Origin of the sequence: Streptomyces californicus (genome assembly GCF_000717645.1) — a bacterium.
GTDB lineage: Bacteria > Actinomycetota > Actinomycetes > Streptomycetales > Streptomycetaceae > Streptomyces > Streptomyces californicus.
This window is the reverse complement of the sequence record NZ_JNZZ01000017.1, coordinates 189,487-198,948: the sequence shown is the minus strand read 5'-3', so window position 1 is coordinate 198,948 and position 9,462 is coordinate 189,487. Positions and strand designations below refer to the sequence as shown.

General features: G+C 71.5%; 12 protein-coding genes and 2 pseudogenes. 3 read left to right on the top strand and 11 right to left on the bottom strand.

What is annotated here, in order from left to right; translation table 11 throughout:
• Positions 1–92: pseudogene (locus IF19_RS1000000138945) on the top strand (IS5/IS1182 family transposase); the annotation flags it as partial.
• 68 nt (positions 93–160) lie between these two features.
• Here the strand turns inward: IF19_RS1000000138945 and IF19_RS1000000137785 are convergent.
• Both IF19_RS1000000137785 and IF19_RS0123270 read right to left on the bottom strand, forming a co-directional pair.
• The gene (locus IF19_RS1000000137785) at positions 161–343 is read right to left on the bottom strand and encodes a hypothetical protein (protein WP_156095457.1); all 183 of its coding nucleotides are present in this window, start codon (positions 341–343) and stop codon (positions 161–163) included.
• A 27-nt stretch (positions 344–370) separates the two neighbouring features.
• On the bottom strand, positions 371–682 hold the full coding sequence (locus IF19_RS0123270; protein ID WP_030117755.1) for a hypothetical protein: 312 nt from the start codon (positions 680–682) through the stop codon (positions 371–373).
• A 429-nt stretch (positions 683–1,111) separates the two neighbouring features.
• Between IF19_RS0123270 and IF19_RS0123265 the strand changes: the two genes are divergently transcribed.
• On the top strand, positions 1,112–1,309 hold the full coding sequence (locus IF19_RS0123265) for a hypothetical protein (protein WP_030117754.1): 198 nt from the start codon (positions 1,112–1,114) through the stop codon (positions 1,307–1,309).
• Positions 1,310–1,788: 479 nt separating this feature from the next.
• Complete coding sequence (locus IF19_RS0123260) at positions 1,789–1,980, top strand: hypothetical protein (protein WP_234313248.1); 192 nt, start codon at positions 1,789–1,791, stop codon at positions 1,978–1,980.
• A 183-nt stretch (positions 1,981–2,163) separates the two neighbouring features.
• On the opposite strand, the pseudogene IF19_RS0123255 reads toward IF19_RS0123260, so the two are convergent.
• From IF19_RS0123255 to lepB (IF19_RS0123215), 9 genes and pseudogenes are all read right to left on the bottom strand, one after another.
• A pseudogene (locus IF19_RS0123255) lies at positions 2,164–2,913 on the bottom strand (DNA processing protein DprA); the annotation flags it as partial.
• A 59-nt stretch (positions 2,914–2,972) separates the two neighbouring features.
• Positions 2,973–4,586: a YifB family Mg chelatase-like AAA ATPase gene (locus tag IF19_RS0123250; protein WP_030277571.1), complete on the bottom strand. Its 1,614-nt coding sequence runs from the start codon at positions 4,584–4,586 to the stop codon at positions 2,973–2,975.
• On the bottom strand, positions 4,586–4,945 hold the full coding sequence (locus IF19_RS0123245; RefSeq protein ID WP_030117749.1) for a YraN family protein: 360 nt from the start codon (positions 4,943–4,945) through the stop codon (positions 4,586–4,588). Before IF19_RS0123245 ends, IF19_RS0123250 begins: the two co-directional genes overlap by 1 nt.
• 168 nt (positions 4,946–5,113) lie before the next feature.
• Positions 5,114–5,422, bottom strand: a complete 309-nt coding sequence (locus tag IF19_RS0123240) for a DUF2469 domain-containing protein (RefSeq protein WP_003965949.1) — start codon at positions 5,420–5,422, stop codon at positions 5,114–5,116.
• 64 nt (positions 5,423–5,486) lie between these two features.
• Positions 5,487–5,981, bottom strand: coding sequence for an NUDIX hydrolase (locus IF19_RS0123235; RefSeq protein WP_030117748.1), 495 nt, complete (start codon positions 5,979–5,981; stop codon positions 5,487–5,489).
• On the bottom strand, positions 5,978–6,787 hold the full coding sequence (gene lepB / locus IF19_RS0123230; RefSeq protein ID WP_030277569.1) for a signal peptidase I: 810 nt from the start codon (positions 6,785–6,787) through the stop codon (positions 5,978–5,980). The genes IF19_RS0123235 and lepB (IF19_RS0123230) overlap by 4 nt, the downstream gene beginning before the upstream one ends.
• Positions 6,788–6,837: 50 nt before the next feature.
• Complete coding sequence (gene lepB / locus IF19_RS0123225; RefSeq protein ID WP_030121328.1) at positions 6,838–7,728, bottom strand: signal peptidase I; 891 nt, start codon at positions 7,726–7,728, stop codon at positions 6,838–6,840.
• Positions 7,631–8,689, bottom strand: a complete 1,059-nt coding sequence (gene lepB, locus IF19_RS0123220) for a signal peptidase I (RefSeq protein WP_030121327.1) — start codon at positions 8,687–8,689, stop codon at positions 7,631–7,633. Before lepB (IF19_RS0123220) ends, lepB (IF19_RS0123225) begins: the two co-directional genes overlap by 98 nt.
• Positions 8,682–9,452 (bottom strand): signal peptidase I, encoded by a 771-nt coding sequence (gene lepB / locus IF19_RS0123215; protein WP_030117743.1) that lies wholly within the window; start codon positions 9,450–9,452, stop codon positions 8,682–8,684. Before lepB (IF19_RS0123215) ends, lepB (IF19_RS0123220) begins: the two co-directional genes overlap by 8 nt.
• Positions 9,453–9,462: the final 10 nt, after the last annotated feature.

Below are 9,462 nucleotides of genomic sequence, written 5' to 3'. Positions count from 1 at the left end.
TCCGATGGGAACGACGCGACGACATCCACGAAGCCTTCCTCGGCCTCGCCACCTGCCTCATCACTCACCGACACGTCCAACGCCTTTGTTAGGACCTCTTAGCCGCGCTACCGCAGTAAACTGCGGTAGCGCGACATCGCGATATCGCGATACCTACTGGTCAGGACGACGAGGAGGCCACCGTGGCCGGGTTAACCATTCGGGTGTACACGTACGACCCCGCCACCAAGGAGACGCGCGAGGTGAGCGAACGCGAGTGGTCGTTCGACTCCATGCCGGAGGGGTCACCGATCGACACGCGGTGGCCGCTGTGTATGTGCCGCCGCTGCAAGGGCGAGGGCACGCCGGGCGAGCTTCGACGCCAGCGGGCTTAGCTGCTCCCCCGGGCGATGGCGTCCCGCACGAGGTCCTCCCAGCCGAGGTCGGCGGCCACCCGCAAGGCGTCCTTGGCCACCACCGTGTCACGTTCGATTCGACGTACTTGGTGGCCGCCGGCCCCGGCTTGAATGATCAGCGATTTGAGCTTGGCGTCGTGCCCCGGCGCGAACCTGTTCTGAGTCGTCGCGACGCAACCGGTGGCCTTGCGTTGCCACACCCTGTCGCCGCTGACGTCCTCGTGCACCGGGACCTCGAACGAGTAACTACCGCACATGCAGGCGGTGTTGGGGTTCTGTGTAGTCATGCCGAGGATCATAAGTGCGGAATGCCAGCTTCTGTTAACTGATGCGAGCAATGGCCGAAACGTGAACTCGACACCCAACACTCAGACGACAGAGCGCTGTTGTGTGTCGTGCAGTACCATCGAGAGCAGTGGGCCAGTTAACCCCGCGCACCTGTGCGCCCCGGTGAAACGGGAGGGCAGGACAAGTCAGCTCCAACTGGCTGGGCACGGTGCATCGCAGCCGCCGTGGCCGACCGATGTGAGTCAGTGCTTTGGGCTGATGGGTTTAGCGACACTGCAGGACCGTACGACCGGGCCCATAGTGAAAGGCCCAACACCCGAGAACATTTGCGTGCCGCATCAGCGCCGGTGTCTCGGTCCGAACCGTAGGGTTCGGATCGAGGCTGCCCGCGCACCCGATCCGACCCATGACAGGGAAGGTCAGGATCGGTGGACGGCACCGCCATCATCGTCATTCTCGCCATCGCTGGCGTGGTCTCAGTGATGCTCTTTGCGATCAAGGGGCTCTTGGACCAGGTCCCCGACGTGATCGAGTCAGCCGCCAAGGCTCGCGACTCGTGGCAGCGCTTCAAGAAGCCCGACGTGCCACCTCGGGCGGACGACGAGGAGCCGCCGCTCGCCGCATAGGTCGTATGGCAGTGAAGCCCCGCCCAGTCAACTCGGCTGAGACGGGGCTCACTTATTGCAGGATCCAGCTGCGTTCTCGCCCGGGCTTGACTTACTATCAGTTCTGCGTGCGGGAGGTTGCAAGCTCTCGCACGTAGTCGAAGCCCTTTGCTTCGCTTCTTGTGATCTGCATCCAGATGGTGCAGGGCGTTCCAAGAGGCGCGAGACCGGGATGAGGCAGGCGGGTCGGATACCCGCTGGTCACATCCAATCGATGTCGGCTCGCAAGGTCGCTTGAGGAGCTTCGACTCGCTACGAACTATGAAGAACCACCGTACTGCCGAGCGCACACGCCTCGGCCACTGAGACACCCAGCGTTGCGTCGAGCGTGGGGCTTCTCGGTTCGAGCCACTTCACCGTGGCCGAGCTGACGAATGCCCCGCGCAAGAGACCCGGCTCGGTCACCTGTCTGAAAGGTACTGAGACTGTTGGACGCGGCCGTGACGCTCGGCATCCTCGCCATCTTCGGTGTGCTGTCGATCCTGCTTTTCGCCATCCGGGGGTTCCTCGACCAGCTGCCGGACGTTTTTGCTTCGGCACGTCGTGCTCGGATCGCCTGGCGTGACCTGAAGCAGGAGCGCGCCGAGGAGGAGCAACAACCGGAGGGGGCTCACTCCCAGCCCTCCGCATAGGTCGTCCCGGCCTCCGGTGGCACCACGGAGCGCACGAGACCCCGCCCCGGCCTCCCAGGCCCGGCGGGCACGCGAGAGGCCCCCGGAGATACCTCCGGGGGCCTCGTGCTGCGTGAGTGGGTGACGCTACGCCGCGATGGCCACCCGGAACCGGATCGGAGCCAGAGCGGCATCCCCGGGAAGAGGTGTGGGCACCCCCATCGCGAAGCGTCCGAGCCGTTGCGCCTGGCGGGCGGTGGCCAGCGAACCGCTGCGGAGGGCCGCTTCGACCACCACCGTCCCCCGGGTCAGAGCCGCGATGACGCGGTTGCGCAGGATGAACCGGCTGCGGGTGGGGTGGGCGGACGGCGGCAACTCAGCCACCACTAGCCCCTGTTCGACCATGCGTCCGAGCAACTCCGCGTGCCCGCGCGGATAGGCGACGTCGACGCCGCAGGCCAGCACCGCCGTCGTCGCCCCGCCCGCCGCGAGCACGCCCCGGTGCGCGGCCCCGTCCACACCGAACGCCGCGCCCGACACCACCACCCAGCCGCGCTCCGCGAGCCCGGAGCCGAGGGTCGCGGCCATGTGCGCGCCGTACGGGGTGCAGGCTCGCGCGCCGACCACCGCGACCGAGCGCAGCGACCAGAGCCGCAGGTCGGGCCGTCCCCGCACCCAGAGCCCCACCGGGCGCGCGTCCCCCAGGTCGTCCAGTTGGCTCGGCCACTCCCGGTCTCCCGGGCAGACGAAGCGTCCGCCGGCCTCCGCGACCGTGGCCAGGTCCCGCCCCGGATCCGCTGCGGCCGCGCGCAGGCGGTAGCCCCCGAGCCGGGCGGCCGTCATGCCGGGCAGTCTCTCCGCGGAACCGTCCTCGGCCGTGAACCGCCGCAGCAGCTCGTCCGGGCCGAGCTGCCGCAGCCACCGCCCGGCCCGCTCGTCCCCCGGCTCCAGCACCCGCGTCAGGGCGGCCCTGGCCGAACGCGCGGACTCCGGCTCTCCCGCTCCCCCGGCCGTCACCGCTGCCCCGCCCCAAGCGGCACCCCGCGCTGCACGCCGGTCCGCAGCTCCAGGGCGACCGCCACGTCGCAGGCGTCCGGGCGGTCCGCGCCCCGCAGGTCCGCCACGGTCCACGCGACGCGCAGCACCCGGTCCAGCCCCCGGGCCGTCAGAGCCCCGCGCTCCAGGTCCCGCTCCGCCGCTGCCAGCGCACCCGGAGCCGCCGGCAGCCGGGTGCGCAGCTCATGGCCGGGTACCTCGCTGTTGGTGGTCCACGGGGTGGCGGCCAGCCGCTCCGCCGCCCGTGCCCTGGCGTCCCGCACCCGTGCGGCGACGACGGCCGTCGGCTCGCCCCGGCCGCCCTGCCCCAGGAGATCGGCGCGTCCGACCGGCTCCACCTCGACCCGCAGGTCCACCCGGTCGAGCAGCGGACCGGACAGCCGTGCCTGATAGCGGCGGACCACCGAGGGCGGGCACTCGCAGCCCGCCCCGGTGAGGGTGTGCCGTCCGCAGGGACACGGGTTGGCGGCGAGGACCATGAGGAACCGGGCCGGCAGCCGCACCACGCCCGCCGCCCGCGCGACCACCACGTGCCCGGACTCCAGCGGCTGGCGCAGCGCGTCCAGCGCCTTCCCCGAGAACTCCGGGGCCTCGTCCAGAAAAAGCACCCCTCTGTGAGCGAGGGACACCGCTCCGGGCCTCGGCACCCCGTTGCCGCCGCCGATCAGGGACTGCATGGTCGCCGAGTGGTGCGGGGCGCAGTACGGCGCGCGGGAGACCAGCGGTTCACCCGGGTGGAGGATGCCCGCCACCGAATGAACCGCCGTCACTTCGAGGGATTCCCGCCGGGTCAGCGGCGGCAGGACCGCCGACAGCCGCTCGGCCAGCATGGTCTTCCCCGCGCCCGGCGGACCCGTGAACAGCAGATGGTGCCCGCCGGCCGCCGCCACCTCCAGCGCCTGGCGCGCCCGTGGCTGGCCCGCGACGTCCGCCAGGTCCGGCCGGTGCGCGTCCCCGCCCGCGGCGAGCCCCACGCCGATCCCGGCGCCGGGGACCATCAGCCCGGCCGACACCGCGTCGAGGCGCCCCTGGCCCTGCACGGGCTCGTCGGGCACGGGTTCGTCGCACAGGACGGCGATGAGCTGGCGCAGACTGCGGACCCCGAGCACCGAGACGCCCGGCACCAGCGCCGCTTCGCCGGCGGACTGCTCGGCGACGACGACGTGCTCGTACCCCGCCTCGGCGGCGGCCAGGATCGCGGGCAGCACGCCCCGTACCGGACGGACGCGGCCGTCCAGGCCCAGCTCCCCGACCATCACCACGTCGGCGATCGCGGCGGGGTCGAGGCGTCCCGCCGCCCCGAGCGCCGCGCACGCAACGGCGAGGTCGAACCCCGAACCGCTCTTCGGCACCGAGGCCGGGGAGAGCCCGACCGTGAGCTTCTTCTGCGGCCACTCGGCCCCGGAGTTCACCACGGCGGCCCGTACCCGGTCCCGGCTCTCGACCAGGCTCTTGTCCGGCAGCCCGACCAGGGTGAACGCCGCCACCCCCGGCTCCAGGTCCGCCTGGACCTCCACCACCACCCCCTCGACGCCGACCAGCGCCACGGAACACGCGCGTGCGAAGCCCATCAGGCCACCCCCCGCGCGTGCTCCGTGACGGGGGCTCCGCGAGGGGGCACGATCACCCCGACCAGGTCGATGCGGGCCCCGCCGGGCGGTGGCCCCTCGTGCCGGTCGAGCCAGATCTCGGCGAGCCGCCGCAGCCGGTCCGCCTTGGCCGGGCCGACCGCCGCCATGGGATGCTCGAACCCGCCCGACCTGCGGGTCTTCACCTCGCAGAAGACCAGGGCATCGCCGTCCCTGGCCACGATGTCGATCTCTCCGGCGCGGCAGCGCCAGTTGCGCTCGACCACCGTCATTCCGGCTCCGGTCAGCAGCCGCGCCGCCAGATCCTCGCCGTACCGCCCGAGTGCCCCCCGTGCGTTCATACCGGCACCACCTCCGGCACCGACTGTGACCCGGCCCGCCGAAAGATGTGGATCTTGGTGGACAACCCCGCGGATGTGGAAAACCCGGCCACCCTCACGGGTGACCGGGTCGTCCGGTACGACGTGTGTCGGCGGGCCTCCGGACCGGGGCCGGGCGGACCGCGCGGGTCAGCCTCCCGGGAGTTCCAGATCGCTCTTGTTGAGCTCTTCGATGTTGACGTCCTTGAAGGTCAGCACACGGACCTGCTTGACGAACCTCGCGGGCCGGTACATGTCCCAGACCCAGGCGTCCGCCATGGACACCTCGAAGAAAACCTCACCCTGGACGGAGTGGACCTGCATCTCGTAGTCGTTGGTGAGGTAGAAGCGCCGTTCGGTCTCGATCACATATTTGAACAGACCGACGACATCGCGGTACTCCCGGTAGAGCTTCAGCTCCATCTCGGTCTCGTACTTCTCGAGGTCCTCGGCGCTCATGGCATGTTTCCCCTTCAGCCGTGCGTGCCCCCATTGTGCGTCAGCCGCGGGCGTCCCTGAACGATTAGACGATTTCGGGGGCGAGAACCAGCGGATCGCGCGGGGGGCCCTCGTCGAGGAGCGTGCGCAGCAGCTCGGCGAGTCTGGTCGGGTACACCGTCTCACGCGTCGAGAGCAGTTCGGCGGAGGTCCACCACCTCAGACCGGCGACGCTGCGTCGTTCCAGGTCGGTGAGGCCCTGCGGGGCCGTGTCGGTCCGCGTCGTACGGGCCAGGTAGTACCACTCGTCCTGGTGCCAGCGCCGCCCGGCGAAGGGGAAGGAGCAGATCCGGGTCCAGAGCAGCGGACCCAGCTCGACGTCCGCGATGCCGGTCTCCTCGACCAGCTCGCGGCGGGCAGCCTGCTCACGGTTCTCGTCGCCCTCCAGGCCGCCGCCCGGGGTGAACCACCAGTCGTCGGCCGGATCGTCCGGCTCGTGGCCGTGCAGCAGCAGAACGCGGTCGTCGGGGTCCAGCAGGACCACCCGGGCGACCTTGCGGGCCGCGGACGGGGAGGTCACCGCGTTCTCCCGGCCGACGCCCCGCGGCGGCCCAGGCGCGCCGCCACGGGGCGCGTTCTCCCGGCCGACGCCCCGCGGCGGCCCAGGCGCGCCGCCACGGGCCCGTACAGCGCCCCGCAGACGATCAGGACGGCGCCCACCACGATCGCGCCGAGCTGGAGCGGCAGCGGCCCGGGGGCCGACACCCCGCCGGGCAGCGCGGCGAACGAGGAGGGACGCTCGATCATGCCGTCCATGGGCCAGGCCACCGCGTCCACCCGGGCCTGCACGGCGCTCAGCGGTACGGAGCCCTGGCCGGCGTCCTGGAGGTGGACCCGCGAATCCAGGGAGGTGGCCCGCTCGTCGCCGAGCAGGAAGATCTTGCCCCGGGGCACGGTGGCGGAGAAGCCCTCCGGCGACGCCGGGGCCTTGCCGTCCCCGGACACGGCCGAGCTCCGGTCGAGGTACGGCTCGTCGACGGGAGTGCCGTTCACGGTCAGGCGGCCGCCCTTGTCGCAGCAGGCCACCTTGTCGCCGCCGACCCCGACGACGCGCTTCACCATCGGCGTGGCGCCCCAGACGTCGTCCGTGAACACCACCACGTCACCGCGGCGCACCTCGGAACCGTCTATTCGCTCGGCGAGCACCCGGTCGCCCGGCCGCACCGTCGGGGACATGGAGTCGGTCGGAATCGTGTACGGCTGGTAGACCACCGCCGCCCAGGCGAAACCACCGAGGAAGAGCACACAGCCGACGGCCACGGCCAGACCCGACACCATGGCGCCGAACCGGCCGCGGCCGTCCTGCTTGTTTCCCGTACCGCTCATCCCAGCGCTCCCCCGTCGGAGATCGACAATCGCTGATCCGAGTGGGCACCCTACCCGTCGGTACGCCCGGCGGTCAGCCTCCGGCGGCGCCACAACACGAGGGGCACCGCTCCGGCTACGCCCAGTGCCGCCGGAGCCATCGCGGCGGCCGCGTTCAGACCCGGCTGGTCGAAGGTGCCGGGGACGGGGAGCGTGGCCCAGCGGCCCACCGGCCAGGCGACGACGACCGCGCGGCCGACGACCTCGTCGGTGGAGACGGTGCCCTGCCCCGGAAGCTCCTGGTGGTAGCGGGAGTCCAGGGAGTTCTGCCGGTGGTCGCCCATGACGAAGATCCGGCCGTCGGGCACCGTGATCGGGCCGAAGGGCTTGTCGTTGCACGGGGTGTTGCCGGGGAAGATGAACGCCTTCTCGTCCAGGCTCTTCCCGTTGACCTTGACCGGCCCGTTCTCCTTGCACTCCACGGTGTCACCGCCGACCGCGATGACCCGCTTGATCAGGTCCTTCTCCTCCGAGGAGGGCATCAGGCCGATGAAGCTCAGGAACTTCTGCACCGCGTTGGGCTCCGGGGTCGCGGTGTCCTCCAGCCAGCCGCCCGGGTCGTGGAAGACCACGACCTCTCCGCGCTCCGGCTCCGAGCCGAACCACGGGGTCAGCTTGTCCACCAGCACCCGGTCGCCCCGCTGCAGCGTGTTCTGCATCGAGTCCGAAGGGATCGAGAACGCCTGGATCAGGAACGTCTTGATCAACAGCGCGAGGACCAGGGCGATGCCGACGAGCAGCGGCAGCTCCACCCAGAACGACCGCTGCTTCTTGGGCGGCTTGCCGCCGCCCGGGGCCTCGCCGTCACCCTCCGGCGGAACCGCCGCCCCGCCCGCGGGAGACTCGTCGCGCTCCGGCCGGTCCTCGGGTTCGTCGTGTCCGGATCGTGCGCCGACCGCCAAATCCCCCACATCCACTCCTCAGTACGTGCCACTGCCCGCGCCCGATCCGGCGCAGGCCCACCACTCCCATAACGAGCGGGAGTTCCGCAGGGGTCGGGAGCCGGACCATTCCGTCGTGATCCGGGGGTGCCACACTATGCGACGGGGCCGGGGCCGCCGCTTGCGATGCCCGCGCTTCGGGGATCGCGGAGAAGGCGTCGCGCTCCTCCAGGGTGCTCCAGTGGCCGAACGGCCAGGCGATGACGACGGCCCGCCCCACGACCTCCTTCTCGGAGACCGTGCCCCGGCCGGGTTCGTCGAGGTGGAAGCGGGAGTCGGCGGAGTCGGACCGGTGGTCCCCCATCACGAACAGCCGCCCCTCCGGGACCTCCACCTCGAACGGGATGGTCGACGGCCGGTCGTCGGGATGGAGGTACGTCTCGGCCACGGGCGCGCCGTTGACGGTGACCCGGCCGTCCTCACCGCAGCACTTCACGGTGTCGCCGCCGACCGCGATGACCCGCTTGATCAGGTCCTGTTCGTCGTCGGACGGCAGCAGCCCGATGAACGTCAGCGCCTCGGTGGCCTGTTTGACGCCGATCGGCGCTTCGTCCCGCCCGCCGGCGTCCTCCCGCCGCAGCCAGCCGCCGGGGTCCTTGAACACCACGACGTCACCGCGCTGCGGCTTCGAGCCGAACCACGGGGTCAGCTTGTCCACCAGCACCCGGTCGCCGATCCGGATCGTCTGCTCCATCGATCCGGAGGGGATGACGAACGCCTGCACCAGGAACGTCTTCAGGACGAGCGCGATCAGCACCGCGACCACGAGGAGAACGGGGATGTCCCTCAGCGCGGACCCGCGGCGCTTGCGTCGGACCTTCCTGGCCAGCCGACGGCGCTCGGCACGGGTGGGCAGCGAGCGGGCCCCGGGCGGAGAGCCGTCCGGGTCGGACGCGCCGCGCGGACGCCCGCGCCTACCCATGCGCCGCCCCGGGAGCCGGTACGCCGGTGAACGCGTCGGTCCCCGCCAGGGAGCCCGTCCGGGCCGGCGGCCAGCCCAGCCAGTCCACCCGGCCGGTCACCCGGTCCACCGGCACCATGCCGCCGCCGGGCGATCCGAGGCGGTCCCGGGAGTCGCTGGAGCGGCTGCGGTGGTCGCCCATCATCCACAGCGTGCCCGAGGGCACCACGATGTCGAAGGGCACCCGGGAAGCGGTGTCGCCCGGGTACAGGTACGGCTCGTCGACCACCGTCCCGTTGACCGCGAGCCTTCCCCGGGCGTCGCAGCAGACGACGCGGTCGCCGCCCACGCCCACCACCCGCTTCACGAAGTCGCTGTCGTCGGGTTCGGCGAGCCCCAGGGAGGCCGCCGCGCCGCGCGCCAGCCCGGCCAGGGGGTTCGCGTCGAGGTCCTCGCGGACGAAGGAACCGGTGCCGTCAAAGACCACCACGTCGCCGCGTTCGGGCTGGGCGCCGAAGCGGTAGGCCAGTTTGTTCACGAGGAGCCGGTCACCGACCTTCAGCGTCGGCTCCATCGATCCGCTGGGGATCAGGAAGGGCTGCACCACGAAGGAGCTGACCAGCAGCAGGACGGTGGTGGCCAGGACCGCCCCGGCGAGCACCCGCCGCCAGGACAGGGCCGCGGCGAAGCGGGCCCGTGTACGCGAAAAGCGCGACCTCCCCCCGGTTCCCGCGTCGGGTTCCGGGGAGCGGTCGCGCTCCGAGTGCTGTGCTTGGGTGTCCATCGCGGCCGAA